This is a genomic window from Ruegeria discodermiae, assembly GCF_030758345.1.
Taxonomy (GTDB): Bacteria; Pseudomonadota; Alphaproteobacteria; order Rhodobacterales; family Rhodobacteraceae; genus Ruegeria_C.
The window spans coordinates 721,219-746,090 of sequence record NZ_JAVAMO010000001.1 but is presented as its reverse complement, the minus strand read 5'-3'; the positions used below and the strand labels follow the sequence as shown (position 1 = coordinate 746,090).

Annotated in this window: 23 protein-coding genes; 15 read left to right on the top strand and 8 right to left on the bottom strand. The window is 62.0% G+C overall.

All coding sequences use genetic code 11. From position 1 onward, the window contains the following. Nucleotides 1-92: 92 nt before the first annotated feature. Entirely contained in the window at nucleotides 93-1,637 is a 1,545-nt protein-coding gene (locus tag Q5Y75_RS03690; protein ID WP_306194467.1) for a trimethylamine methyltransferase family protein, read from the top strand. Nucleotides 1,638-1,643: 6 nt separating this feature from the next. On the opposite strand, the gene Q5Y75_RS03685 is transcribed toward Q5Y75_RS03690, so the two are convergent. Continuing rightward, nucleotides 1,644-1,937, bottom strand: a complete 294-nt coding sequence (locus tag Q5Y75_RS03685) for a DUF6477 family protein (RefSeq protein ID WP_306194466.1) — start codon at nucleotides 1,935-1,937, stop codon at nucleotides 1,644-1,646. A 236-nt stretch (nucleotides 1,938-2,173) separates the two neighbouring features. On the opposite strand from Q5Y75_RS03685, the gene Q5Y75_RS03680 reads away from it, so the two are divergent. Continuing rightward, nucleotides 2,174-3,295 (top strand): DUF6456 domain-containing protein, encoded by a 1,122-nt coding sequence (locus Q5Y75_RS03680; RefSeq protein ID WP_306194464.1) that lies wholly within the window; start codon nucleotides 2,174-2,176, stop codon nucleotides 3,293-3,295. A 56-nt stretch (nucleotides 3,296-3,351) separates the two neighbouring features. On the opposite strand, the gene Q5Y75_RS03675 is transcribed toward Q5Y75_RS03680, so the two are convergent. Continuing rightward, complete coding sequence (locus Q5Y75_RS03675) at nucleotides 3,352-3,900, bottom strand: peroxiredoxin (RefSeq protein WP_306194462.1); 549 nt, start codon at nucleotides 3,898-3,900, stop codon at nucleotides 3,352-3,354. A gap of 250 nt (nucleotides 3,901-4,150) precedes the next feature. On the opposite strand from Q5Y75_RS03675, the gene lipA reads away from it, so the two are divergent. Next, entirely contained in the window at nucleotides 4,151-5,107 is a 957-nt protein-coding gene (gene lipA, locus Q5Y75_RS03670; protein WP_306194460.1) for a lipoyl synthase, read from the top strand. 104 nt (nucleotides 5,108-5,211) lie between these two features. On the opposite strand, the gene hpt is transcribed toward lipA, so the two are convergent. Further along, nucleotides 5,212-5,751 (bottom strand): hypoxanthine phosphoribosyltransferase, encoded by a 540-nt coding sequence (gene hpt / locus Q5Y75_RS03665; RefSeq protein ID WP_306194458.1) that lies wholly within the window; start codon nucleotides 5,749-5,751, stop codon nucleotides 5,212-5,214. A gap of 74 nt (nucleotides 5,752-5,825) precedes the next feature. Between hpt and Q5Y75_RS03660 the strand changes: the two genes are divergently transcribed. Further along, nucleotides 5,826-6,272: a type II toxin-antitoxin system RatA family toxin gene (locus tag Q5Y75_RS03660; protein WP_306194457.1), complete on the top strand. Its 447-nt coding sequence runs from the start codon at nucleotides 5,826-5,828 to the stop codon at nucleotides 6,270-6,272. A gap of 36 nt (nucleotides 6,273-6,308) precedes the next feature. Beyond that, entirely contained in the window at nucleotides 6,309-7,604 is a 1,296-nt protein-coding gene (locus Q5Y75_RS03655; RefSeq protein WP_306194456.1) for an MmgE/PrpD family protein, read from the top strand. 66 nt (nucleotides 7,605-7,670) lie between these two features. On the opposite strand, the gene Q5Y75_RS03650 is transcribed toward Q5Y75_RS03655, so the two are convergent. The 4 genes from Q5Y75_RS03650 to Q5Y75_RS03635 all read right to left on the bottom strand — a co-directional run bounded on the left by Q5Y75_RS03650 (nucleotide 7,671) and on the right by Q5Y75_RS03635 (nucleotide 11,151). Continuing rightward, on the bottom strand, nucleotides 7,671-8,852 hold the full coding sequence (locus Q5Y75_RS03650; RefSeq protein ID WP_306194455.1) for an ammonium transporter: 1,182 nt from the start codon (nucleotides 8,850-8,852) through the stop codon (nucleotides 7,671-7,673). Between the two features lie 180 nt (nucleotides 8,853-9,032). Beyond that, a complete protein-coding gene (locus Q5Y75_RS03645; RefSeq protein WP_306194453.1) occupies nucleotides 9,033-9,512 on the bottom strand; it encodes a CinA family protein in 480 nt (159 codons plus the stop codon). Further along, entirely contained in the window at nucleotides 9,509-10,021 is a 513-nt protein-coding gene (locus Q5Y75_RS03640) for a phosphatidylglycerophosphatase A family protein (protein ID WP_306194451.1), read from the bottom strand. Before Q5Y75_RS03640 ends, Q5Y75_RS03645 begins: the two co-directional genes overlap by 4 nt. Continuing rightward, nucleotides 10,018-11,151, bottom strand: a complete 1,134-nt coding sequence (locus tag Q5Y75_RS03635) for a bifunctional 2-C-methyl-D-erythritol 4-phosphate cytidylyltransferase/2-C-methyl-D-erythritol 2,4-cyclodiphosphate synthase (protein WP_306194449.1) — start codon at nucleotides 11,149-11,151, stop codon at nucleotides 10,018-10,020. The genes Q5Y75_RS03640 and Q5Y75_RS03635 overlap by 4 nt, the downstream gene beginning before the upstream one ends. 184 nt (nucleotides 11,152-11,335) lie before the next feature. On the opposite strand from Q5Y75_RS03635, the gene dusB reads away from it, so the two are divergent. From dusB to Q5Y75_RS03605, 6 genes are all read left to right on the top strand, one after another. Further along, nucleotides 11,336-12,319 carry a tRNA dihydrouridine synthase DusB gene (gene dusB / locus Q5Y75_RS03630; protein WP_306194447.1) on the top strand — a complete coding sequence of 328 codons (984 nt, stop codon included), beginning with the start codon at nucleotides 11,336-11,338 and terminating at the stop codon, nucleotides 12,317-12,319. Then, nucleotides 12,316-13,398, top strand: a complete 1,083-nt coding sequence (locus Q5Y75_RS03625; protein WP_306194445.1) for a two-component system sensor histidine kinase NtrB — start codon at nucleotides 12,316-12,318, stop codon at nucleotides 13,396-13,398. The genes dusB and Q5Y75_RS03625 overlap by 4 nt, the downstream gene beginning before the upstream one ends. After that, nucleotides 13,398-14,765: a response regulator gene (locus tag Q5Y75_RS03620; RefSeq protein ID WP_306194443.1), complete on the top strand. Its 1,368-nt coding sequence runs from the start codon at nucleotides 13,398-13,400 to the stop codon at nucleotides 14,763-14,765. Before Q5Y75_RS03625 ends, Q5Y75_RS03620 begins: the two co-directional genes overlap by 1 nt. 99 nt (nucleotides 14,766-14,864) lie before the next feature. Next, nucleotides 14,865-17,153, top strand: a complete 2,289-nt coding sequence (locus Q5Y75_RS03615) for a sensor histidine kinase NtrY-like (RefSeq protein ID WP_306194441.1) — start codon at nucleotides 14,865-14,867, stop codon at nucleotides 17,151-17,153. Further along, a complete protein-coding gene (ntrX, locus tag Q5Y75_RS03610) occupies nucleotides 17,146-18,561 on the top strand; it encodes a nitrogen assimilation response regulator NtrX (RefSeq protein ID WP_306194439.1) in 1,416 nt (471 codons plus the stop codon). Before Q5Y75_RS03615 ends, ntrX begins: the two co-directional genes overlap by 8 nt. A 39-nt stretch (nucleotides 18,562-18,600) precedes the next feature. After that, on the top strand, nucleotides 18,601-19,611 hold the full coding sequence (locus Q5Y75_RS03605; RefSeq protein ID WP_306194436.1) for a hypothetical protein: 1,011 nt from the start codon (nucleotides 18,601-18,603) through the stop codon (nucleotides 19,609-19,611). Nucleotides 19,612-19,713: 102 nt separating this feature from the next. Here Q5Y75_RS03605 and Q5Y75_RS03600 read toward each other — a convergent pair whose 3' ends face one another. Then, nucleotides 19,714-20,220 carry a hypothetical protein gene (locus tag Q5Y75_RS03600; RefSeq protein WP_306194434.1) on the bottom strand — a complete coding sequence of 169 codons (507 nt, stop codon included), beginning with the start codon at nucleotides 20,218-20,220 and terminating at the stop codon, nucleotides 19,714-19,716. Nucleotides 20,221-20,316: 96 nt separating this feature from the next. Between Q5Y75_RS03600 and trkA the strand changes: the two genes are divergently transcribed. The 4 genes from trkA (at nucleotide 20,317) to hflX (ending at nucleotide 24,871) form a co-directional block, all read left to right on the top strand. Next, nucleotides 20,317-21,693, top strand: a complete 1,377-nt coding sequence (gene trkA, locus Q5Y75_RS03595; RefSeq protein ID WP_306194432.1) for a Trk system potassium transporter TrkA — start codon at nucleotides 20,317-20,319, stop codon at nucleotides 21,691-21,693. Next, complete coding sequence (locus Q5Y75_RS03590; RefSeq protein ID WP_306194430.1) at nucleotides 21,693-23,228, top strand: TrkH family potassium uptake protein; 1,536 nt, start codon at nucleotides 21,693-21,695, stop codon at nucleotides 23,226-23,228. Before trkA ends, Q5Y75_RS03590 begins: the two co-directional genes overlap by 1 nt. 132 nt (nucleotides 23,229-23,360) lie before the next feature. Next, nucleotides 23,361-23,600, top strand: coding sequence for an RNA chaperone Hfq (gene hfq, locus Q5Y75_RS03585; protein ID WP_027260655.1), 240 nt, complete (start codon nucleotides 23,361-23,363; stop codon nucleotides 23,598-23,600). Next, nucleotides 23,600-24,871: a GTPase HflX gene (gene hflX, locus Q5Y75_RS03580; RefSeq protein WP_306194427.1), complete on the top strand. Its 1,272-nt coding sequence runs from the start codon at nucleotides 23,600-23,602 to the stop codon at nucleotides 24,869-24,871. The genes hfq and hflX overlap by 1 nt, the downstream gene beginning before the upstream one ends. Nucleotide 24,872 lies beyond the last annotated feature (1 nt).

Below are 24,872 nucleotides of genomic sequence, written 5' to 3'. Positions count from 1 at the left end.
CTTTTCCCCCTATTGCGCCGCTATCTTTCGGCGGGCGGGGCGCGACAGCCGTTAGAAGTGAAATAAATACGCAGTTTAGGGGAAAATGACCCATGGCAGAAGCAGCAGCGCGCCGCAGGGGCCGGGGCGGCGGCGGGGCAGCGCGCCGGGCCGAGCGCTCGGCGGTGAGGATCGAGACCGCTAAGTATATCGAGCGGAACATTCCGAATTTCGAGGTGCTGACCGAAGAGGCGCTCGACATCATCGAGGCCAACGCCGAAACCGTGCTGGAAGAGATCGGCGTCAATTTCGTCGATAACCCCGCAGCGCTTGAGCGCTGGCGCGAGGCCGGGGCCGATGTGGATGGCGAACGGGTACGCCTGCCGCGTGGACTGGCCAGAAAGCTCTGCGCCACCGCCCCGAAAGAGTTCACCCAGCACGCCCGCAACCCCGAGAAATCGGTGGTGATCGGCGGGCGCAACCTGGTGCTGGCCCCGGTCTACGGGCCGCCCTTCGTGCGCGATGCCAGTGGCGGTCGTCGCTATGCGACGATGGAGGATTTCAACAAATTCGTGAAGCTGGGCTACATGTCGAAATGGCTGCACCATTCCGGCGGCACGGTTTGCGAGCCGACCGACGTGCCGGTGAACAAGCGCCATCTGGACATGCTGCATGCCCATATGACGCTCAGCGACAAGCCTTTCATGGGCTCGGTCACCGATCCCAGCCGGGCGCAGGATTCGGTGGATATGTGTGGCATTCTGTTCGGCAAGGAGTTCGTGCAGGACAACACGGTGATGACCTCGCTCATCAACATCAACTCGCCGATGACCTTCGATGACGTGATGATGGGAGCGCTTGAGGTCTATGCACGCAACAACCAGGCCTGTATCGTCTCGCCCTTTATCGTGGGCGGTGCGATGGCGCCGGTCTCGGTCGCGGGGACGCTGACACAGGTGCTGGCCGAAGTGTTGGCGGGCATCGCTTATAGTCAGATCATCCGTCCCGGTGCTCCGGTGATCTTTGGGGCGTTTGTGTCCTCGATCGACATGAATTCGGGCGCCCCAACCTTTGGCACACCCGAGGCATCCATGGTCACCTATGGTGCGGGGCAGTTGGCCCGGCGTCTGGGGCTACCGTTCCGTTCGGCGGGTTCTTTCTGCGGCTCTAAACTGCCCGATGCGCAGGCGGCCTATGAAACCGCGAACTCGCTCAATATGGGGCTGCTGGCAGGCGTGAATTTCATGCTGCATTCCTGCGGCTGGCTGGAAGGCGGTCTGGTTGCCGATTTCGAGAAATTCGTGATGGATGCCGACCAGTTGGGCGCGTTGCACGGGCTGGCCAAGGGCGTGTCTGTGGATGAAGAAGCGCAGGCCATGGATGCCATCCGCGAGGTAGGTCCGGGCGGGCATTATCTGGGTTGCGCCCATACCCAGGCCAACTTCAAATCCGCTTTCTGGAAATCCGATCTGCTGGACTACAAGCCGTTCGAAACCTGGGAGGAAGAGGGCGCGCGCGATACGCGGATGCTGGCCTGCGAGCGGGTCGAGTATCTGCTAGCCAACTACCAGCAGCCGATGCTCGACCCGGCCATCTCCGAGGCGCTCAAGGCCTATATCGACGAAAAGAAGGCCTCGATGCCCGACGCCTTCATGTAAGGTCTCTCAGACCGGGGCGCGGCTGGCCTTCAGCAGCTGCGCCTCACCCATCATGGCGATCAGCAGATCCAGATGGCGGATGACGGAATAGCCCGCATCATCGCTGCGCCGTTGCTCATTCAGTTCCCGCTCAAGCTCCATCAGCCGCATCAGCGTCGCCGCCGGGCGTGGCAGCGTGCCATAGCCCAGAATGCGCGGCAGATGGCGGTCGCGGCTGTATTCCTGCACGCCGTGCCGGGCTGCCCGAATCAACAGGCGCGGGCGGCGGAGCGTGGACAGCATCGTGGTCAGGTCTTGCATGGTTGATCCCTCTTGGTTTGTGCGTTGTTGCGTCATTTGTTGCACAACTTTTACGAGTGTTGCCGAGTGGGCGTTTTAACCGTTCTTTGGGTTCAATCCTGTTTATCAATTTTAAACAATAGTTTCCCCATAGGTTCGTCCTTAACAAACAGGTAACAAATGCTCCCATAGGTTGTTTTTGTTTTTCAGGGGACGTGGCGGGGCACCAAGGGATGACAAAATAAGGGTACGATATGATGAATGACGGGTCCGGCTTTTTTGTTCCGGCATGGGTTCCAGAAGGCGCCCGGCGCTATCTCGCGCATACCGAAGCAGGACATTCCATCCGCGAGCTTGCGCGTGTGGCAGGCTGCCACGCCTCGACGGTGCTGCGGCAGATTCGCAAGGTCGAACTGCGTCGGGATGATCCGCTGGTGGATGCGGCGCTGCAGAACCTGGCCACGTCGCATTGCCAGCCGCGCCAGAAGCCCAGCCCGACCGACATGCAATGGGAAAGCGACCCGCGGGCAGAGAGTGAGCAGCCCGTCGACAAGGCGATGTTCGATCACGAAGCCGCGCGGGTGCTGCGGCGGCTATGCGAGACCGGGGCGGTGCTGGCCGTGGCCGAGGATATGGACAAGGCGGTTGTCGTGCGTGACAGCGGACCGGCGGGCAACACGCGCACGGCTGTGGTTGCGGCGGCAATCGCGCAGGCGCTGGCCCTCAATGACTGGATCTCCTGCGACAAGCCGGGGCGAATCTGCCGCTACCGGATCACCGCTGCCGGGCGGGCCGCGCTGGGGCAATTGCTGGCTGAGGCCGAAAACCGCGCCCGCCGCGCCCGCGAAGACGGGCTGGCCGAGGCGCAGGCCGGTTTCACCGGACCTGCTGGCCGCGCGGAAATGGAGAGACCGGGGCAGGCGCCAGGCCGGCGCAAGATGCGCTATGGGATGGCCGAAAGCCCGCTGGCCGCGCTGGCGCGGCGCAAGGACCGTGACGGCAAACCGTTTCTGGCCGACGATCTGGTGCGCGCCGGTGAGCGGCTGCGCGAGGATTTCGAACTGGCGCAGATCGGCCCCAATGTCACCCAGAGCTGGGATGGGTTTCTGGCCGGGAAATCTGGCGGTGACCGCCGTAGAGATCCGCTCAGCAGCGGGTCATCGACCGCGCGCGACCGGGTCACCCGCGCGCTCAGCGATCTGGGGCCGGGGTTGAGCGAGGTGGCGCTGCGCTGCTGTTGCTACCTCGAAGGGCTGGAACTGGCGGAAAAGCACTTGGGCTGGTCGGCCCGCTCGGGCAAGATCGTACTGCGTATCGCGCTGCAGCGGCTCAAGCGACATTACGAGATGGCAAGCGAAGCGGATGCCATGATCGGCTGAACCCGCCGCTTTCCCCCGGACAGCAAAAGGCCCGCCAAAAATGGCGGGCCTTGTTCTTATGCCAGCTCCGGCTGTTTTTGCTCGGCCAGATAGGCCAGCATCGTTTCCGGCGAGGAGACACCATAGGGATCCTCGGGACAGTTATCCATCAGGCCGGGCTCTTCGAACCAGGCCTCGACCACACCGTCCGTGACGATGGCCGCATAACGCCACGAGCGCATGCCGAAGCCCAGATTGTCCTTGTCGACCAGCATGCCCATCTTTCGGGTGAACTCGCCCGAGCCATCGGGGATGACCTTGACGTATTTCAGCTTCTGCGCCTCGGCCCATTTGTTCATGACAAAGCTGTCATTGACCGACAGGCAATAGATCTCGTCGATGCCCTGGGCGACGAAATCAGCATGGCCGTTTTCGAATCCGGGCAGTTGATAGGTCGAGCAGGTGGGGGTGAAGGCACCGGGCAGCGAAAACAGAACAACTCGTTTGTCGGCAAAGTAATCGGCGCTGGTCACATCCTGCCAGCGGAACGGGTTTGGTCCCTCAATCGCGTCATCGCGCACCCGGGTGTGAAACGTGACGTCGGGGAGTTTTGTGCCGGTTTTCATGTGCAATGTCCTTTTCGGGGCTGTGAACTCGCCGCCGATTAAAATGATTCCAAACCGGTTTCAAGTCGATCTTTCTGCAGTAGCGACGTATGTAAATATTATGTAAAACATGTTGTTAGCTGTTTTTTGGTGGCAAGTATGCTGCGTCTGCATATTGGCGTTGCATAGCGGCCATGCGCCACTGGCTGTTTGTCTCCGGACGGATTATGGTATGCACACGCAAGCTGACCCTAGGTGAGGACGCAAAACCGTGCGCGATCTGAAAATCCCCGAGCAACGCCACCCCGAAAAGGCGCATCGCCCGGACAATGCCCAGCCCAAGAAACCAAGCTGGATCAGGGTCAAGGCCCCCGGCGGCAAGGGCTATGCCGAAACCCACAAGATCATGCGCGATAACAACCTGACCACCGTCTGCGAAGAGGCCGGTTGCCCCAATGTCGGCGAATGCTGGTCTCAGGGTCACGCCACCATGATGATCATGGGCGAGATCTGTACTCGTGGCTGCACCTTCTGCAACATCGCCACCGGCAAGCCCGACACGCTGGACGCGTTTGAACCGGGCCGGGTGGCCCATGCGGTACAGAAGCTGGGGCTCAATCACGTGGTGATCACCAGCGTCGACCGGGATGATCTGGAAGATGGCGGCGCCGATCACTTTGCCCAGACCATCCGCGCCGTGCGCCATCGCAGCCCCAAAACCACAATCGAAATCCTGACCCCCGATTTCATCAAATGCGACGACAGCGCGCTGGAAGTCGTGGTCGAGTCAAAACCGGATGTGTTCAATCATAACCTCGAAACCGTGCCCGGCCTTTACCCCGAGGTGCGCCCCGGCGCGCGGTATTTCCACAGCCTGCGCTTGTTGCAGCGGGTCAAGGAACTGGACCCGTCGATCTTTACCAAGTCCGGCATCATGGTCGGCCTGGGCGAGGACGGGCAGGCGGTGCGGCAGGTGATGGATGACATGCGCGCTGCGGATGTCGATTTCCTGACCATCGGCCAGTATCTGCAACCCACGCCCAAACATCACAAGGTGGATCGTTTCGTGACGCCCGATGAGTTTGCGGCCTATGAAAAGGTAGCCTTCGGCAAAGGCTTCCTGATGGTGTCGGCGACTCCGCTGACCCGGTCCTCCTACCACGCCGGAGACGATTTCGCCCGCCTGCGCGAGGCGCGCGAAGCGAAGCTCAGCGGGCGCAAGGGCTAAAGCGTTATGCGAAAAACTTGAATCCCTTAACGCTGCCTGAAATCATAGATTTCAACGCGTTAAGTGATGCTTGATGTCTCAGGCTTTTCGTCAAACGCTATCGGCTATTCGGTGAACCGCACCTTGCCGATAAAGGGCAGGTTGCGGTTGCGCTGCGCGTAATCGATGCCGTAGCCGACGACAAATTCATCCGGAATCTCGAACCCAACCCAGTCGGAGCGGAAATCGACCTCGCGGCGGCTGGGCTTGTCGAGCAGCGCGATGGATTTAAGTCGTTTGGGCTTGCGGCTGCGCAGCAGTTTGGTGACGTGGTTCAGCGTGTGGCCGGTATCGACGATATCCTCGACCACCAGCACATCGCGCCCTTCGATGGCGCCGCGCAAATCCTTGAGAATGCGGACCTCGCGGCTGCTTTCCATCGAATCGCCGTAGGAGGATGCTTCGAGGAAATCCACCTCGATGGGCAGGTCCAGCTCACGCACCAGGTCGGCGATGAACACGAAACTGCCGCGCAAGAGGCCGACAACGACCAGCTTGTCCGTATCCGAGAATTCAGACGCAATCTCATCGCACAGCGCCTCGATCCGCGCCGCGATGGCCTTGGCCGAGATCATCTGATCTATCACATAAGCGCGGTCACTCATGGCATCCCCCTTGATCTTTTGCGCCCAACATACGACATCACCCGCCATTGTCATGTACGAAGACGCCAGACCTGATGCCAACCCATTCCGAGACCAGACGCCTGCCATATAGCGCCCAGCAAATGTATGATCTGGTCGCGGATGTGGGCAAATACCCCGAATTCCTTCCCTGGTGTTCGGCGGCCCGCATGCGGCGCACCTATGATGATGGCCGCGCACGCGTGCTGGAGGCCGATCTGGTCATTTCGTTCAAAGTGTTCCGCGAGAAATTCGGCAGCCGGGTGACGCTTTATGACGCCGATCACCGCATTGATACCGAATATCTGGATGGCCCGTTCAAATACATGAAATCGAACTGGTCCTTCGCGGATGCCGCTGACGGTGGCTGCGACGTGTCCTTCCATGTGGATTTCGAATTCAAGAACGCGGTGCTGCAAAAAATCATCGGTGTGGTCTTCAACGAGGCGATGCATCGGATCGTGCGTGCCTTTGAGCAGCGGGCGCACGCGCTCTACGGTTAGGCTTTACCGCTGGCAGGTCGGCGCTAGACTGCGCCCATGACCAGATTGACCTCAGAGCTTGCCGGATTTGCCGCCGGTCCCGTCAACACCAGCACCGCCGCGCGTCTGATCACCGCCCTGTCGGTTCTCGACTGGTTTTCCGTGGGGCATGCGGGGGCGGCCGAGCCTGTCTCGCTGATCATCCGCGATATGGTGCTGGCTGAGGGCGGGGTCGGGCAGGCGCATCTGTTTGGCGGGTCTGCTGCACCCGCACGCGCGGCGGCGCTGGTCAATGGCACCATCTCTCACGCGCTGGATTATGACGACACGCATTTTGCCCATATCGGTCACCCTTCGGTCGCCGTGATCCCTGCAGCACTTGCCATGGCAGAGCTGCACGAGCTGCCGCTGGTCGATCTGCAGGAGGCGGCGCTGGTCGGGATGGAGCTGTCGGTGCGCGTCGGTCTCTGGCTGGGTCGGGGGCATTATCAGACTGGCTTTCATCAGACTGCCACCGCCGGGGCCTTCGGCGCGGCAGCCGCAGCGGGGCGGCTGGCGGGGCTGACGCCGGATCAGATGGCGCAGGTATTCGGGCTGACGGCAACGCGCGCGGCAGGGCTCAAGGCGCAGTTCGGCACCATGGGCAAGCCCTATAATGCCGGGATCGCCGCAAGTTGCGGGGTCGAAGCGGTGCAACTGGTTCTGCGCGGATTTATCGCCAACCCCGACGCGATGGAGGGGCCGACCGGCTTTGGCGCCATCCATCACGGCGCGGATGACAGCGATGCGGCGCTGGACGGGATCGGCGAGACGTGGCTGTTCGAACAGGTCAGCCACAAGTTCCACGCCTGCTGTCACGGGCTGCATGCGGCGCTTGAGGCCGCGCGTAGTCTTGATATTGCGGAACCCGAAGTGGCCGAAATGGCGGTCAAAACCCATCCGCGCTGGATGAGCGTTTGCAACCAGCCCGCGCCAACGACCGGGCTGGGCGCGAAATTCTCCTATCGCACCGTCCTGGCCATGCGCGCGCTGGGATATGACACGGCGCGGCTCGACAGCTTCTGCGAAAAGGTCTGCGCCGACCCCAGGCTGCAGCGCCTGCGCGATCACATCACGGTCGAGGCCGATGAGACCCTGAGTGAGACCCAGGCGCATCTGAGCGTGTTGCGTCGCGACGGCCAAAGGCTGGAGGCGCGCCATGATCTGATGGAACCGCTGTCGCTCGCCACGCGCGAGGAACGGGTGCGCGCCAAGTCGGCCAAGCTGATCGGCGCGCAGGCCAGCGATGAGATCTGGTCGCTGTTGCGCACCGGCGGGTCGGCCGCCGAGCTTGTCGCGCGTATGGCAGAATAGGAAAAGCGGGCCGCGTTCGGGACCCGCTTTCCGGCCGTTTCCGGCCTGACACAGCAAAAGGTGGGCTTAGCTGGTCATGTCGTAAGCCCGCTCTCCGTGTACCGAGAGGTCGAGCCCGTTTGTTTCGGTCTCGGCATCTACCCGCAGCGGCGTGACCAGCCCGACCAGTTTGACCAGAATTGCGGTGGCGACGATTGTGAACAGCCCGACAATCACCAGCCCGCCAAGCTGCGCGGCCCATGCGCCCTGACCGAAGACGGCGATCATGATCGTGCCGAAAATGCCGCCCACGCCATGTACGGCAAACACATCCAGCGTGTCGTCGATCTTGAGCATATTGCGCACCACATTCACCGCTTCCTGACAGAGGATTCCGGCGACAAAGCCGATGATCAGCGCTTCGACCGGGCCGACAAAGCCGCTCGCCGGTGTGATCGAGGCCAGACCGGCGATGGTGCCCGTGACCAGACCCACCATTGAGGCCTTGCCATATTTGATCTTCTCCCACAGCGCCCAGCTGAGCGAGGCGGTTGCTGCCGAGATATGGGTGACCGTCAGCGCCATTGCGGCTCCTCCATCAGCAGCCAGTTGCGAACCGCCGTTGAAGCCGAACCAGCCGACCCAGAGCATCGCCGCGCCGATCATCACGAAGCCGGGGCTGTGCGGTGGGGTGGTGTGGTTGCGGCGTGGGCCGAGGAAGATGGCGATGACAAGGGCCGCCAGACCGGCGGTCTCATGCACCACGATGCCGCCCGCGAAGTCGCGCACGCCGATCTCGCCGAATATGCCGCCATCGGACAGGAACCCGCCGCCCCAGATCCAATGCACCACCGGCGCATAGACCAGCAGCATCCAGAGCGCCGAAAAGGTCAGCACAAAGCCAAACCCGATGCGTTCTACATAGGCGCCGACGATCAGTGCCGGGGTGATGATCGCAAAGGTCATCTGGAAGGCAAAGAACAGCACCTCGGGCAGGGTGCCTGCCAGGGTCTCGGGCGTGATACCCAGCAGGAACATCTTGTCCAGCCCGCCCCAATAGCCGCTTGCGCCGCCACCAAAGGCGATGGAATAGCCCGCGACGAGCCAGAGAATACTCATCAGACAGGCGATCGAGAAACAATGCATGAAAACGCTGAGCACGTTGCGGGCGCGCACGAGACCGCCGTAAAACAGCGCCAGTCCCGGCAATGTCATGAAAAGGACCAGCGCGGTTGCCACGATGATCCAGGCTGTGTCGGCTCCGTTCATGAACCGCTCTCCTTTCCTGCCTGCAAGCGATGCATCCGCATCGCGGATGAGTGATGGTGTGGGCGGTTCAAGCGGAGGATCTGTGGGGAAAAAAGAGGCAGGGGGTGGAAAAGCCGCCTATTTTGCGCGCTTTTTATAAAGTGAGTAAAAATTAGGCGTGAATTTGGTGGTGACGGTCACTTATTGATCGCTGCGCGAAGCGGCTTTGCCCAGAAAGTCCAGCGCGTGATCGCGCGCGGCTTCGCGTACCTTGTCGCGGCCCAATGCGCCAAACTCGATGGTCTGGGTTCTGGTTGGTGCGCCTTTTGCCGCAACACCGAAACAGACGCGCCCCTCGGGCTTGAACTCGGACCCGCCGGGACCGGCAATGCCTGTGATCGACACAGCGATATCCGCCGCGCTATGCGCCAGCGCGCCCTCGGCCATCTGTGCCGCTACTTCCTCGGATACAGCGCCATGAGCGGCCAGCGTTTCGGCGCGGACCCCCAGCATCTGCTGCTTGGCGGCGTTGGAATAGGTGACAAAGCCGCATTCGACCACATCCGAGCTGCCCGCGATGTCGGTCAGCGCGGCGGCCACCATGCCGCCCGTGCAGCTTTCGGCGGTGCAGACCCGCAGACCACGCGCGCGGGCAAGCGAGAGGAGCGCCTCGGCAGTCACAGCCCCAGCACCCCATGCGACAGGAAGGCCAGTGCGGCGACGCCGATGGCCGCGAAAATCCCGGCAATCAGATCGTCCAGCATCACGCCCAGCGGATCGCCGCGCCGGTCGGCCCAGCCGACAGGGCCGGGCTTGATGATATCAAACAGCCGAAACAGCAGAAACGCCGCGATCCAGCCGGGCCAGAGCGCAGAGATATCCAGCCCATGCGCCCAGGCCGGGGCCGAGACCGCCCAGAGCGCTAGAAACTGCCCGGCCACCTCGTCAATCACGATTTCGGAGGGGTCGTGGTCGTCGCTGTCCTTGGTCATCACATGGGTGGCCCAGTTTCCGACCAGCGCTGCCAGCAATGTCGCCAGAAACAGCAGGGGAAAGCCGCCCAGCTGATGCAGCACCCAGGCCATGGGCAGCGCCGCAAGCGAGCCCCATGTGCCCGGCGCGGGGCGCAGGTAGCCGATGCCGCCCACGGTCGCGATAAGCCGCGCCGCGCGGTCGCGCCCGGCGCTCATGACCGCACCAGGCAGGCGGTGGCCAGCGCCGCGATGCCTTCCTCGCGCCCGGTGAAGCCCAGCCGTTCCGAGGTGGTGGCCTTGATCGACACCTGATCGGACGTCAGCCCCATGATCCGCGCCATTTCTGTTTGCATATCAGCGGCATGTGGCCCGATCTTCGGGTGCTCACAAACCAGCGTGCAGTCGATATTGGCGATGTGGTAGCCCATGTTTCCGGCAAGGCTTACCGCATGGGCCAGGAAAATCTCGCTCGCCGCGCCTTTCCATTGCGGGTCCGAGGGCGGGAAGTGACGACCGATATCGCCTTGCGCCAGCGCGCCATAGATCGCGTCGGTGACCGCATGCATGCCCACATCAGCATCGGAATGCCCCTGCAGCCCGCGCCCATGCGGGATACGGCAGCCGCACAGGATCACGTGATCGCCCGGCCCAAAGCGATGCACGTCATAGCCATTGCCCAGTCTCACATCCATGTCGCGCCTCAATACCCTTTCTGCGCGAGCGAAATCCTCGGCCCGCGTGATCTTTAGATTGTCTGCCTCGCCGGGAACGATGGCAACCTTAATGCCCGCCGCGCGCGCCACTTCCACATCATCGGCGGCCTCGCCCGAGCGGACCTCATGCGCGGCGCAGATCAGATCATAGTCGAACCCCTGCGGCGTCTGCGCCGCAAAAAGCCCGGCACGGTCCCGTGTGCCCTCGACAAATCCGTCCGCGCCCGACCAGAGCGCATCGGTGACCACCAGACCCGGCGCGGCGGCGTCGTGACTGTCAAGCGCCTGTATAACCGTGCGGATCAGCGCCGCAGTCACGCAAGGCCGTGCCACATCATGGATCAGCACCCGCGTGACACCGCGCCCGGCCAGCGCCTGCAGCCCGTTGCGCACCGAATCTGCCCGTTCAGTGCCACCCTTGGCGAGCAGCAGATCGGTTGCGCCAAACTCTTCCCATGCCGGGTCGTCATCAGGCGACAGGACCAGAACGATGTGGGTGATCTCAGGCAGGCGGAAGCGGTCCAGCGTCCAGTCCACCACGCGCCGACTGGCAAGCGCACGCCATTGCTTGGGCGTTTCGCCACCGGCCCGACGCCCACGCCCGGCGGCAACGATGATGGCAGCTGTTGTCATGGGCGGTGAGCTCCTGCTGGGGTCGGGCTCTGTTTAGGACCAGAGAGAGCCAAGGGCAATCACTCCGATCGCCTGCTTAAAAATTATGCAAACCAATTTGCCGCAAGGCAATTCCTGCCCTGTTTTCTTGTGCATTTGGCGGGGTTTCGATACCACCTAGAAAAATGCACAAGGATTGGGCAAAGTGACCTTGCGTCTTGCCGACAAACACATCTCACCTCCTGTGATCCTGGCCCCGATGGCCGGAATCACCGACCGCCCGTTCCGCGATCTGGTGATGCGCTTTGGTGCCGGGCTGGTGGTGAGCGAGATGGTGGCCAGTCAGGAAATGGTGCAGGCCAAGCCCGGCGTGCGTGAGCGCGCCGAGATCGGGGCCGATGTGGAAAACACCGCCGTTCAATTGGCGGGCCGCGATGCGGAATGGATGGCCGAAGCCGCGCGGCAGGTGGCCGATCGGGGCGCGCGGATTATCGACATCAATATGGGCTGCCCAGCCAAGAAGGTGACAAGTGGCTATTCCGGCTCGGCCCTGATGAAGACGCCCGACCATGCGCTCAGCCTGATCGAGGCGGTTGTGGGCGCGGTGGAAATACCGGTGACGCTCAAAACCCGGCTGGGTTGGGATGACGCCCTGCTGAACGCGCCCGAGATCGCCCGCCGGGCCGAGGCGGCAGGGGTGCGGATGATCACCATTCACGGACGCACGCGCTGCCAGTTCTACAAGGGCCATGCCGATTGGCAGGCGATAAACGCGGTGAAACAGGCGGTGTCGATCCCGGTAATCGCCAACGGCGATATCGTCGATCTGGCTTCGGCCCGGATGGCGCTCAAACGCTCTGGCGCGGATGGGGTCATGGTGGGGCGCGGTGCGCAGGGGCGGCCTTGGCTGCTGGCCGAGATTGCGGCCTCGCTTGGGTCTTCGGCTTATCCGGATATTCCGACCGGCCCGGCGCTGGTCGACATGGTCTCTGCCCATTACGAGGCGATGCTGGGCTTTTACGGCCCCGATCTGGGGCTGCGCGTCGCCCGCAAACATCTGGGCTGGTACATGGACCGGGCCGGAACACCGCCGGTGCTGCGCCGTCATGTCCTGACCAGCCGCGATCCGCGCGACGTGCTGCGCCTGCTGCCACTGGCGCTGGACGGGCAGGGAGAGCAGGCCGCATGAACACCGATCCAACCATCTGGGCCTCGCTGCCAGTCCCCGCCTTTGTGATCTCTGCAGAGGACCGCATCGAGGATACCAATTCCGCTGGCGAGGGGTTTCTGAACGCTTCGGTCAAGTCGGTGGTCGGCACGCCGGTCTGGGACCTGATCGCCATCGACGCGCCGATAGAAGAGGCGTTCGAGCGAGCCCGCCACAACGGAACGCCGCTTTTTGTCAACGATATCGACGTGGGCACCGGCAGCCGCGCGCCTTTGCAATGCGCCCTGCAGATCGCGCCGCTGCTGGGGCAGCCGGGCAAGATGCTGATGCTGATCTCGCCCCGCGAACTGGCCGGGCGGATGACTCAGAGCCATACGGTGAAATCTGCCGCGCAATCGGCGATCGGCATGGCCGAGATGCTGGCCCATGAGATCAAGAACCCGTTGGCTGGCATCACCGGCGCCGCGCAATTGCTCAGCATGAACCTCAGCCCAGACGATCTGGAACTGACCGATCTGATCGTGGCCGAAAGCCGCCGCATCGTGAAGCTGCTGGAACAGGTGGAACAGTTCGGCAATCTCAGCCCGCCGGATTTCCGCCCGGTCAATATCCATGACGTGCTGGACCGGGCGCGGCGCTCGGCGCTGCTGGGGTTCGGCGCGCATATGAAAATGATCGAGGATTACGACCCTTCGCTGCCGCTGGCCATTGGTGACCCTGACCAGCTGTTGCAAGTGGTGTTGAACCTGTTGCGCAACGCGTCCGAGGCAGCGGAGCCCAAGGGCGGCACGATCCGCCTGCACAGCTATTTCGAACATTCCTTCCGCCTGCGCCGCAGTGATGGCACCGGCCAGTCCCTGCCGCTGCAGGTCGAGATCATCGATGACGGGCCGGGACTGCCGGAAGACATTCGCAATGACGTGTTCGACCCGTTTGTGTCGGGGCGTGAGAACGGCACGGGGCTGGGGCTGGCTTTGGTCAGCAAGATTATCTCGGACCACAATGGATGGATTTCGGTCACGTCGGTTCCAGGGCGGACCGTCTTTCGGCTGTCGCTGCCTCGGGTGCCGCGCGGCTATGACATAGAGGAGAAGACCTGATGGATGGCACGGTTCTGGTCGCGGATGACGACCGCACGATCCGCACGGTTCTGACACAGGCACTGACACGGGCAGGGTGCAAGGTGCATGCCACCTCGTCGCTGACCACGCTGATGCGCTGGGTGGGCGAAGGCAAGGGCGATCTGGTGATCTCGGATGTGGTCATGCCGGATGGCAACGGGCTGGAAATGCTGCCCAAGATCAACGAGGACCGCCCCGGTCTGCCGGTGATCGTGATCTCGGCCCAGAACACCATTATGACCGCGATTCAGGCGGCTGAGGCTGACGCTTATGATTACCTGCCCAAACCGTTCGACCTGCCGGACCTGATGAAGCGTACCGCGCGGGCGCTGGACCAGCGACGCCGCAGCCCGGCCGAGGCCCCGCCAGAGGACGATACCCGCCCGGATGAGCTGCCGCTGGTCGGGCGGACACCGGCGATGCAATCGCTCTACCGGCTGGTGGCGCGGGTGATGAACACCGATTTGCCGGTGTTGATTTCCGGTGAAAGTGGCACCGGTAAGTCCTTGATCGCGCGAGCTATTCACGACTTTTCTGACCGGCGGACCTTGCCCTTCGTCACCGTGACCGCCGCCGATCTGCAGGATCTTGAGGGCCCGGCACGGGTGCTGGCGCGGGTCAAGGGGGGCACGCTGCTGATCGACGAGGTCTCTGATATCGAGGATGAGATTCAGGCCCGGATCGTGCGCATGATGGATGCGCCGGGCGATCACGTGCCGCGCTTCATGGCCACCAGCCAGGATGATCTGGCCGCAGCGATGGAAACCGGGCGGGTGCGGCAGGACCTCTATTACCGGCTCAGCGGCGCAACGGTAGAGGTTCCGGCTCTGCGCGAACGGGTCGAAGACATCCCGCTCTTGGCCGAGCATTTCCTGGGCCGGGCCGAACGAGAGGGCGCGCCGAAACGCTGGCTCAGCGAGGAGGCCCATGAGCTGGTGCGGGTCTATTCCTGGCCCGGCAATGTGCGCCAGTTGGAAAACGCGGTGCGACGCTTGGGCCTGACCAGCCGCGCCGAAGAGATCACCCGCGCCGAGGTCGAGTCGGTCCTGGGTAGTCAGCCAGAGGCGGAACCCGCCCTTGGCGGCGGTGACAGCGAGAAGCTGTCCGCCTCTGTCGGGCGGCATTTACGGCGCTATTTCGACTTGCATGGCGGGATGCTGCCACCGCCGGGATTGTACCAGAGGATTCTGCGCGAAGTTGAAGGCCCGCTTATAGAAATCGCGCTGGACGCGACCGGTGGAAACCAGGCGAAATGCGCCGATCTTTTGGGGATCAACCGGAATACGCTGAGAAAAAAGATCTCGGACCTCGATATAAAGGTGACACGCAGACGCAAACTGATGTAATATCGCCACACAAACCGTGGCAAACGGGTTTCGACCTGGAAACGACCACGAGATATGGCGGTACGTCGCTTCGGCGACACATCAGTATGAGGGCAGCAGGTGGCAACCTGGTCACAGAACGGGCCAATTCCATCACTGAGCCAGTGGAGTAGATCCCGAAAGGTCCGTAATTTCGGGACCTTGGGTCTTGTTGTTCTTGGGCCCATCCTGACGCTTGCCACCTATCTGGTGATCGGCCCGTTCGAGTTGGATGTTTCGGGGCCGACCCTGCGACTGATCCTTCTTACTGATCTGGTCTATATTCTTGTTCTGGCGGCGCTGGTGCTGGCGCAGGTCGGGCGGCTGATTGCGGCACGACGGGCGAAATCGGCGGGCTCACGCCTGCACCTGCGACTGATAGGCGTTTTCACCTTTCTGGCGCTTGTGCCCACCGTGACCGTGGCGATCTTTGCCGGGCTCACAGTGAATATCGGGCTTGAGGGCTGGTTCTCGGACCGGGTGCGTCAGGTGGTCGGCAACTCACTTGCTGCGGCTGAGGCCTATGAACTGGAACATCGCGAGGACCTCAGCCAGGACGCGCAGGCGCTGGGGCGGTTCCTGGATCAGGCCCGCGCGATCGATTTCTACATCAACGACGCCGAGCTGCGCGAGGTGCTGGCACAGGGGCAGGCGCAGATCCAGCGCGGTCTGAAAGAGGCCTATATCATCGACGGCACGGGCGAGATCAGGGTGCGGGGCGACCGGTCTTACCTGTTTGGTTTTGAGGCGCCCACGCCCGAGCAGGTGTCTGAGGCCGAGATCAATGGCGAGTTGATCATTCAGGACTGGGACAATAACGAATTCCGCGCCATCGTGCCGCTTTATGCCTATCTTGACCGCTATCTATATGTCAGCCGCGTGGTGGATGGCGAAATACTGAACCTGCTGGATGACACCAAGGAAACCGTGCGGCTCTACCAGCAACTTGAAAGCGAACGGGGTCGAGTGCTGTTCGAATTTGGCCTGCTCTATCTGGGCTTTGCGCTGATCCTGATCCTCGCGGCGGTCTGGCTGGGCCTCTGGTTTGCCGAGCGCCTGTCGCGCCCGGTGGGGCGTCTGACCACGGCGGCGCAGCGCGTGGGGGCGGGCGATTTGGCTGTGCAGGTGGTCGAGGAGAAGGGCGACGACGAGATCGCCATGCTGGGGCGCTATTTCAACCAGATGACCCGCCAACTCAAAGGCCAGCGCGACACGCTTCTGGAAAACACCCGCCAGATCGAAAGCCGCCGCAGACTGTTTGACTCGGTGCTCAGCTCGGTCACCTCGGGCGTTGTCGGCCTGGACCCGGATGGCTGTGTGACCTTCGTGAACCGCTCTGCAGAACGTCTGCTGGACTGGTCCGGCGGTGGTCGCAACCCGGCCATTGGCGTCGCCGTGCCCGAATTCCTGCCTCTCTTCGAGGCGCTCAAGGAGGGCGGCAACGAAACAGGTCAGGGTGAGGTCAAGGTCACCCGCAAGGGCCGCGCCGAGAACCTGCTGGTGCGGATGGCGACACGGCGCGGCGAAGAGGGGCGGCTGGAAGGTTATGTGGTGGCCTTTGACGACGTCACCGATCTGGTCAGCGCCCAGCGGATGGCGGCCTGGGGTGACGTGGCGCGGCGGATCGCACATGAGATCAAGAACCCACTGACCCCGATCCAGCTCAGCGCCGAGCGCATCAAACGCAAATTTGCGCGCCAGTTGGACGAGGGTGATGCCGACACGCTGGTGTCGATGACCGATGTGATCGTCCGCCAGACCAACGATCTGCGCCGCATCGTGGATGAGTTCTCGAAATTCGCGCGGATGCCCGAACCGGTGCGCCGGGATGAAGATATCAACCAGCTGGTGCGCGACGCGGTGCTGTTGCAGCAGACCGGGCAACCGGATGTAAAGGTTTCGGCCACGCTGCCCGACGGTCCGCTGATGAGCGATGTGGATGCAACCATGCTCAGCCAGGCGTTGACGAACCTGATCAAAAACGCAGGCGAAGCGATTGAAACGCTTAAGGAAAAAGGCGCACCTGGCAATCTGGTCCCAGAGATTCAGGTGACGTTGAGCAGCAGCGGTGACGGCAACCTGATCACCATCGCTGATAACGGCATCGGCCTGCCCGAGGATCGCGCACGGCTCTTTGAGCCTTACGTGACGACCCGAGACGAGGGCACCGGGCTGGGCCTGCCCATCGTCAAGAAAATCATTGAAGAACATGGTGGAACATTGGCGCTGGAAGATGCGCCGATCTTTGAAGGACAGGATCATTTCGGCGCCATGGCCGTGATCCGCCTTCCCGGGCAGGACGCGGCCCGGAAATCCGCGTCATCCAAACAAACAACCGGTAAAAAGGTGAAAGCGGGGCAAGATGAGTGATATTCTGATCGTTGACGACGAACGCGACATTCGCGAACTGGTTTCCGATATTCTCGAAGATGAGGGCTATGCCACCCGGCTGGCGGGCAATTCCGATGACTGCATGGCGGCCATCAATGCCGAACCTCCGGGGCTGCTGATCCTGGATATCTGGCTGAAAGACAGCCGCATGGACGGGATCGACATCCTCAAGGCGGTCAAGCGCGACAACCCGGACATTCCGGTGGTTATCATCTCGGGGCATGGCAATATCGAGATTGCGGTCGCCGCGATCAAACAGGGGGCCTATGACTTCATCGAGAAGCCGTTCAACATCGATCAGTTGATGGTGGTGATCCGGCGCGCGATGGAAACCTCGCGCCTGCGCCGCGAGAACAGCGCGCTCAAACGCCGCGAAGTGACCAATGCCGATATGATCGGCAATTCCGCGGCCTTCCGGTCGATGTTGGGGCAGCTCGAAAAAGTCACCCGCTCGAACGGGCGCGTGATGCTGAGCGGTCCGGCGGGATCCGGCAAGGAGATCGCCGCGCGCTTCGTACACGCGCAATCGAACCGCGCCAACGGCCCCTTTGTCACCGTGAACTGCGCGGGCGTCGAGCCTGAGCGGGTCGAAGAGGTGCTGTTCGGCCGCGAAACCGCCGAACGCGGGGTCGAACCGGGCCTGCTGGAAGAGGCCCATGGTGGGGTGGTCTATTTCGATGAGGTGGCGGATATGCCGCTGGGCACCCAGTCCAAGATTCTGCGGGTGCTGGTCGATCAGCAATTCCAGCGCGTTGGCGGTTCCGACAAGGTCCGTGTCGATCTGCGGGTGATCTCGTCGACGAACAAGGATCTGGAGGAGGAAATCCGCGCCGAGCGGTTCCGCGAAGAGCTGTTCCATCGCCTGAACGTGGTGCCGATCGCAGTACCCTCACTGGAGGAGCGGCGCGAGGACATTCCGCTGCTGGCCGAGCATTTCATCGAGATGTGCAATGAAACCCAGGGGCTTACGGCGCGACCCTTAAGCGACGAGGCGATCGCGCTGATGCAGACCATGGCCTGGCCGGGCAATGTGCGCCAGCTCAAGAACCTGATCGAGCGGGTCCTGATCCTGGGTGACAGTACCGGTCCCATCGAGGCGCGCGAACTGCCCAGCGAAGAAGAACGCGAAAGCGAAGACGGGCGCGTTGTGCTCTCTGGCGCCCTTGCGACACTGCCGCTACGTGAGGCGCGCGAGGCGTTCGAGCGCGAGTATCTGCTGACCCAGATCAACCGCTTCGGCGGCAATATCAGCCGCACCGCCTCCTTTGTCGGCATGGAGCGCAGCGCCCTGCACCGCAAACTCAAATCGCTGGGCGTGGTCACCTCGAACAAGGCGGGCAACCGGGTTGCGCATGTGGATGAAGAGGTGACCGAAGCCGCCGAATAGGGGCTGGTTTGACCCTTGTGACTAGCGTCTCCAGGACGCGTGAGCTTTCGGATATGCCGCGTTTGGATTGAAGCGCGGCATATTCGGCTGCATTCACCCGACCGGGAAGGGGCTCTCTCCGCTATTGGTTTGCGAAGAAATATGTTACTTTCTGCGCGGGCATCCGATTTGAAGCCCGAAACAATTTGCAGCAGCAATACCTATAATCAGCACACCAGTTCGAGTTCGGATCATGCGTTTTTCACCGACAAGAATGGCAACTTCAATTGGGCCGCCATAGCCGCAATCTGCGCAGTCGTCGGTTCAGTTCTTGTGATCGCGACTTATCTGACCTCGGGATCGGGCAAGGATGTGGCAGCAACAAATATCGTGACCGTCCTTGGCGATCATGTGCAGGGCGACAAGATTGAGGGCATCACGCTCGAACAATACGAGGCGGGACTAAAGCGGCGCGAAACCGAGATTGTAGGACTTCTCAAAGACTCCAGCATTTCTACAAAAGACGCCCAGAGCTCGCGGCAGACGTTGCAAAAGATCGACTCCCGGCAGTCCGATCTGCAAAGCCCTTATGCGGATGTAGAAAAGCTCACCGCTGAAATTCGCGCCTATCATGAGAATATCGCAGACACCAATCTGCTTCAGAGGGCCGTTCTCGATATATTCGACGGCGATAACTTCAGCGCAGTGGACAAGGCGCTGGAGGCGGGTATTCCGGTTACATCGGTTGGCACAATCGAAAACACTTCAAGCGTGTTTCAGCCCATCAAGACGGAGGTTGATTTTCTACGCTTTGTCACTGGCCGTGATTTGTTTTTCAGCAATGATACATTCTATGTCAGAAAGTATGGACGGGATGGGTCAATCGACGGGTTTAGTTACGGCAATAGAACTGGCACCGGCAGCTGGGCCTTTGTCGATAGCAGGTATTGTGAAGAGTTCATGCACCGTGGGGAACATTATCCCCAGTATTGCCCTGATGTGGCGGTCTCGAAGTCTGCGGTGAAATTCGTTTACGAAAATGGGGACGCGGCGATCTACTTAATTGAGTAGGATCGAGCGGCCTTCGAGCTGGTGCGGCAGCGCTTGTTACTGCCGAGAAAGCGCCGACGCGGACCGGCGGCATAAAGGGGGCATACTGCGAATGCCTTGGTTTCAGCCGCCCTGTTGCGGCGTGACGATCTGGTAGTTGGCCTGTTGAGGCGTCACGATCTGATAGCTGCCATCCTCGTTACGGATGAAGCAGGAGGTGCTTGAAAGTGGCGGCAGCTGTGTCGTTGCTCCCGGTGGTACCTGCGCCTTGATGCCAGCGCTGCACGGCTTGATCTGCACCGGCTGATAGCCTTTTTGCGCCATACACATCTGCGTCACCCGATTGCGCAGGCCCTTGTTGGCATCGACGGAGTAAACCGGCCCACGATCCCAATAGCCGCCAGTGCGCCAGCACTGGCCGCGATTGCAGTAGCGGTTGCCGGGATAGTAGATCGGTGGGCCTTGCCGGATCTGGGTGTTGACGGGCACCTCCTGAAGCGCCTGCACCTGACAGTTTGTGGTGTCGTTCTGCTGGCGCGTGACAGACACGCCGGGCTTGTAATAGAGCGAGAGCGGCCCGCATCCCGCGAGAAACACCCCAAAGAACACAATCCGAACCAGCATTTTCATAGGCTTACTGTGGCGCAATGTTGCTGATCTGACAATTCAATTGACCCTGATTTGGGCTTCTGTCATTCAGAAATCCGGCATGAAGGGACCAGTGCGATGAAGGTCATCATTTGTGGGGCCGGGCAGGTGGGCTGGCAGATTGCCCGCCATCTCTCGGGCGAGTTGAACGACGTGACCGTAGTCGACAACAATCCCGACCTGGTCAGGCGCGCCACCGAGACGCTGGATGTACAGGGGATTTCGGGGTTTGCCAGCTATCCTGATGTGCTGGACCGGGCCGGGGCCAAGGATGCGGATATGATCATCGCCGCCACCCATTCCGACGAGGTCAACATGGTGACCTGTCAGGTGGCCCATTCGGTCTTTGGCATCCAGCGCAAGATCGCGCGGCTGCGCTCACAATCTTATCTGACGGCGATCTATTCCGACCTCTATCGCCGCGACCACCTGCCGATTGATGTGGTGATCAGCCCCGAACGCGAAGTGGCGGCCGCCGCGATGCGCCGCCTGTCGGTGCCAGCCGCATTTGATACCGAATTGTTCATGGATGACGACGCGCAGCTGCTGGGCATTTCGGTGGACGAGGATTGCCCCATCGTGAATACGCCCCTGCGGCAGTTGACCGATCTGTTTTCGACGCTGCGCACCATCGTGGTCGGAATCCGGCGCGAGGGATCGCTCTTTGCGCCGGAACCGGGCGATCAGATCTTCACCGGCGATGAATGTTATGTCTTCTCCCATGTGGACGATGTCGAACGCACGATGGAGATCTTCGGCAAGAAGCACGGCAAGCAGGACCGGGTGGTCATCGTCGGTGGTGGCAATGTCGGGCTGGAGGTCGCCAGCACGCTGGAGCAGCACAAGACACGCATCCGCGCCAAGGTGATCGAGCGCGACCGCAAATGCGCTGAGATGGCGGCCGAAGCGTTGGAACGCACCATCGTGCTGAACGGGGACGGGCTGGATGCCTCGCTTTTGTCCGAGGCCGGGATATCGCGTGCCGATGCGATGCTGGCAGTAACCGATGATGACAAGACCAACCTGCTGGCCGCCGTGCGCGCCAAGGCCGAGGGCTGCCCGCTCGCCATCGCGCTGATCAACGACCCGACGCTGGTGCCTTTGATGACGCCGCTGGGCATTGACGCCTATATCAACCCGCGCGCCACCACGGTCAGCTCGATCCTGCGCCACATCCGCCATGGGCGGGTGCGGCAGGTCTATTCTATCGGTGATGCCGAGGCCGAGGTGATCGAGGCCGAAGTGCTGTCGACCTCGCCCATGGCGGGCCAGAAACTCCGCGATATCGACTTTCCCGAAGGCGTGCTTGTGGGCGCGCTGCGCAAGGGGGACGAGGTCGTGCGCCCCTCGGGGGGCTTGCGCATCGAAGAGGGTGACACCATCGCGCTCTTCGCCATGGCCAAGGACGTGCCGGAGGTCGAACGCCTGATGCAGGTCTCGATCGACTTCTTCTGATGGCACGCAGCGCTCAGAAGATCAGCCTGGTGCGGCAATTGCCGCTGTTTCTGCTGATCTGGGGCGTTGCCTCGCTGCTGATGTGGATTCCGGCGGTGATGGCGCTGATCCAGAATGACCACGATGTGTCGCGGTCGTTTTTCTATTCCGGCATCGTGGGGTTGACGGTGGTCACCATGATCTCGTTGGCGCTGCAGGGCCGCCGGTCGCGGCGTGGCACATTGGGGCAGTTGCTGGCACTGATGGCGACATTTGCGCTGCTGCCGCTGTTTCTGGCAGTGCCGTTTCACGACGCGTTGCGCACCACGAGTTTTTTGAACGCCTATTTCGACATGGTCAGCGCGATCACCACCACCGGCGCAAACCTGTTCACCGAGCCGGGGCGACTGGCACCGTCGCTGCATCTGTGGCGGGCGCTGGTGGCCTGGATGGGCGGGCTGGTCATGTGGATTGCGGCGGCGGCCATTCTGGCGCCGCTGTCGCTGGGGGGCTTCGAGGTGACAGCGCGCGGCCAGCCGGGCCGCGCCGTACCGGGCGCGGCGCAGAGCGAACGCGCTGACCCGCGCGGCCGCTTGCTGCGGATCAGTCGCACGCTGGCACCGGTCTATCTAGGGCTGACGGCGGTGGTCTGCGTGCTGCTCCTGATCGCGGGCGAGGCGCATCTGACGGCAGTCTGTCATGCCATGTCGATCCTGGCGACCTCCGGGATTTCGCCGGTCGGGGGAATCGCCGGGTCGACCTCGGGCATCACCGGCGAGGCGATCCTGTTCCTGTTCATGTTCTTTGCCCTGTCGCGCCTGACCTTTTCCAGCGACACCGCCACCAGTGGCCACGCGCGTCTCGACAAGGACCCGGAATTCCGCATCGGCGTTGCGATTGTCTTTGGCTTACCGCTGCTGCTGTTTCTGCGGCACTGGCTGGCCGCCTTCGAGATCGACATCGTGGTGACCGTGGAATTCGCCCTGCGCTCGCTCTGGGGCTCAGTATTCACGGTGATGTCCTTTCTGACCACAACCGGTTTTGTCAGCGCCGATTGGGAGGAGGCGCGGCAATGGTCGGGGCTGGGCAATCCCGGTCTGATCCTGCTGGGCCTCGCACTGATCGGCGGCGGGGTTGCCACCACTGCGGGCGGTGTGAAACTGTTGCGGGTCTATGCGCTTTATCTCAACGGTTACAGAGAGATGGAGAAGCTGGTTCACCCATCCTCGGTCGATTCAGGCGACAAGGGAAACCGCCGCATCCGGCGGGACGGGGCGTTCATCGCCTGGATCTTCTTCATGCTCTTTGCGATCTCGCTGGCCGTGGTCAGCGCGCTCCTGGCCGCCTTTGGCCTCAGCTTCGATCAGGCGCTGGTGCTGAGCATCGCCACGCTGTCCACCACCGGTCCGCTGATCGACATGTCCGGCGAAATCTCGATCCGGCTGGTCGATCTCAACGCCTGGGCCAAGCTGATCATGTGCATCGCCATGGTGGTCGGGCGGCTTGAGACATTGGCGATCATCGCGCTGATCACACCGGACCTGTGGCGCAACTGAACAGTTTTGCCACTGCGTTGCCATTGTTGATTTTTCGTCTGGAATATCCCTTGCGGGCACTCCATACTCGGTCCTCAGAGGGAGCGCGTTGGTCCGCAGCGCGTCGCAAGAACAAAGGCGAGAACAGAATTAATGGCTTCGGACAGACAGAATCTTCAGGATGCCTTCCTGAACCATGTTAGAAAAACCAAAGTTCCAGTCACAATTTTCCTGATCAACGGCGTGAAACTGCAAGGTGTCATCACCTGGTTTGACAATTTCTGCGTGCTGTTGCGGCGCGATGGTCAATCGCAGCTGGTCTATAAGCATGCAATCTCCACCATCATGCCGGCACAACCGATCAGCCTGTACGAGGGCGAAGACGCCACTTGATGGAGCATGAGAGGGCGCGCACCCGAGCCTGGGTGCTGCATCCCGATATCCGATCAGACGCCGAGCGCCGGACACCCGAACCGGCGCTGGAAGAAGCCGTGGCCCTTGCGGCGGCCTTGCCCGATCTTGATGTGATCGGGTCCGGTATCGTGCGGCTTGCAAAACCGCAGCCCGGATATCTCTTTGGCTCCGGCAAGATCGAGGAACTGGCCGCCGAAGTTAAAGCCGCCGAGGTTGAGCTGGTGCTGATCGACGGCCCGCTGAGCCCGGTTCAGCAGCGCAATCTGGAAAAGGCGTGGAAGGTCAAGATCCTCGACCGGACCGGGCTGATCCTTGAGATTTTCTCGGACCGCGCGCGGACACGAGAAGGCGTGTTGCAGGTCGAAATGGCCGCTTTGTCCTACCAGCGCACGCGGTTGGTGCGGGCCTGGACCCACCTGGAACGCCAGCGGGGCGGGCTCGGCTTTGTCGGCGGCCCCGGCGAAACCCAGATCGAGGCTGACCGCCGCGCCATTGACGACCAGTTGGTGCGTCTGCGCCGCCAATTGCAGAAAGTGGTCAAGACGCGTGAGCTGCACCGCAAGGCGCGGGCCAAGGTGCCATACCCGATTGTCGCGCTGGTGGGGTACACCAACGCGGGCAAGTCGACGCTGTTCAACCGGTTGACCGGGGCCGAGGTGATGGCCAAGGACATGCTGTTCGCCACGCTCGATCCCACCATGCGCCGGGTGCAATTGCCCGATGGACCCGAGGTGATCCTGTCGGACACGGTGGGCTTCATCTCGAACCTGCCGACCGAACTGGTCGCCGCCTTCCGCGCCACGTTGGAGGAGGTTCTGGCCGCTGATCTGGTCCTACATGTGCGCGATATCAGCCATGATGAGACCGAGGCGCAGGCGGCGGATGTCGAAGCCATCCTGACTTCTCTGGGGGTCGAGGAGGACCGACCGGGGCTGGAGATCTGGAACAAGATTGACCAGCTGCCCGATGAGATGCGTGACAGCATCGCAACCCGCGCCGGGCGCGAGGACGGGGTCTTTGCAATCTCGGCGGTGACCGGCGAAGGGATTGATGCGCTGCTGGACCGGATTGCGGTCGAGCTGCAAGGCGCGCGCCACGAAACGGTGCTGCGGCTGGGCTTTTCCGACGGCCGCAAACGGGCTTGGCTGTTTGAGCAGGACCTGATCCAGAGTGAGAAACAGACCGAGGAGGGGTTCGAGATCCTCGTGCTCTGGACCGACAAGCAAGAGGCGCAATTCGCGGCGCTTTGAT